Annotated in this window: 2 protein-coding genes; both read left to right on the forward strand. The window is 70.8% G+C overall.

Going from position 1 to position 1,865, the window contains the following annotated elements; genetic code table 11:
- On the forward strand, window positions 1–656 hold a 656-nt coding region (locus ACFWGZ_RS40760), incomplete at its 5' end, for a glycoside hydrolase family protein (RefSeq protein ID WP_382456935.1).
- Window positions 657–743: 87 nt separating this feature from the next.
- Window positions 744–1,772, forward strand: coding sequence for a DUF1996 domain-containing protein (locus ACFWGZ_RS40765; RefSeq protein ID WP_382456936.1), 1,029 nt, complete (start codon window positions 744–746; stop codon window positions 1,770–1,772).
- Window positions 1,773–1,865 lie beyond the last annotated feature (93 nt).

Raw genomic sequence — 1,865 nt, forward strand, 5'->3', positions numbered from 1 at the left:
CAGACTACAACTGGGCCGTGCACCCGGACGGCGTGCCGACGCCGGCGAACGTGGAGTTCGTGCCGATGATCTGGGGCGCGAAGTTCACCGACGACGCGACCATCGCCCGTGCGAGGGCCAACGGCAAGGTGCTGCTCGGGTTCAACGAGCCCGACTTCCCCGACCAGGCCAACATGTCGCCGGAGCAGGCGCTCGACCTGTGGCCGAAGCTCGCCGCCACCGGGCTGCGGCTCGGCAGCCCCGCCGTCGCGCACAGCGGCGACAAGGCGGGCGGCTGGCTCGACCGGTTCATGACCGGTGCGGCGCAAAGAGGTCTGCGCGTCGACTTCATCGCGGTGCACTGGTACGGCTCGGACTTCAGCCCGGCCGCCGTGGGGCACCTGAAGAACTACCTCGAGGCCGTGCACGCCAAGTACGGCAAACCCGTGTGGCTCACCGAGTACGCGCTCATCGACTTCTCGGGCGGCTCCCCGCGCTACCCGTCGCAGGCGGAGCTCGCGGCGTTCGCCCGCGGCTCGAGCGCGATGATGGAGAGCCTGCCGTGGCTCGAGCGCTACGCGTGGTTCGCGCTGCCCGCGGACAAGCCCGGCACCGGTCTCTACGCCCCCGGTGGCACCCCCAACCAGGCCGGTCAGGCCTACCGCGACGCGGGCTGAGTCCGCGCCGCTCCCCGTTCCCCACCTCGTTCCGGTTCGCCCTGCTCGAAAGGACTTTCGATGACCCACGCCCACACCCCTTCACGGATGAGGAGGCGCGTCCTGATCGCCGCCCTCGCCGTGGCCGGCGTCGCGGCGTCCGCTGTGACCGCGAACGCGATGTTCTTCACTCCCCCGAAGGCACCGCCGGTCGCGTCCTCGACGAGCACCACCACCACGACCACCACGTCGCAGACCAAGACGCAGGTGGCCGACCCCGCGACGCCCGCCCCCGCGCAGACCGGCGCGTCCACGGCCGCCCCGGCGACCACGAAGGCCGCCGTCGTCCTGCCGCCGCAGGAGCCGATCCCCGCGAACGCCGTGCGCGTCGCCGAGTTCGTCGCCGAGTGCCCGTTCACGCACCGCCTGCCGGACGACCCGATCGTGCTCCCGAACCTGCCGGGCGCCTCGCACTCGCACAGCTTCTTCGGCAACGAGTCGACCAACGCGCGCTCGACGATCGAGACCCTCGAGAAGGCCGGCAGCTCGTGCAACCCGAAGCAGGACCTCTCGTCCTACTGGGTGCCCACGCTGATGGCCGACGGCCAGCCCGTCGAGCCGACCGGCACCACGTTCTACTACCTCGGTGAGGGCGTGCGCGACGACGTGACCGCGCGCATCCAGCCGCTGCCGCACGGCCTGCGCATCGTCGCGGGCAACGCCAAGGCGACCGCGCCGGACGGCAGCACGCAGTCGCGCTGGTCGTGCCTGCACGCGGGCCACGTCGGTGCCTCGAAGGACTTCGTGAACTGCCCGGCGGGCACGATGCTCGAGTCCTACCTGGACTTCCCGCAGTGCTGGAACGGCAAGGACCTCGACTCGGCCGACCACAAGAGCCACATGTCCTACCCGGTCGCGGGCGACTGCCCGGCCACGCACCCGGTGCCCGTGCCGAAGCTGCGCCAGGTGCTGCGCTACCCGGTGAGCGGTGACCCGGCGAAGTTCAAGCTGTCCTCCGGTCCCGGTTTCACGATGCACGGCGACTTCTTCAACGCCTGGCCCGAGGCCGAGATGGCGCAGCGCGTCCGCGACTGCATCAACCGCATCGTCAAGTGCGGGCCGAACGGCCGCCCTTAGGGCCTGTGTCGAGGTCCTGTCCGATGAGAGTCGAGCCTGAGATGGTTTCTGGTGGTGCGGCCGAAGGGCCCGCATACCGGTGTTGTATGCGGG

It is taken from the genome of Lentzea sp. NPDC060358, from assembly GCF_042725365.1.
Classification (GTDB): domain Bacteria; phylum Actinomycetota; class Actinomycetes; order Mycobacteriales; family Pseudonocardiaceae; genus Lentzea.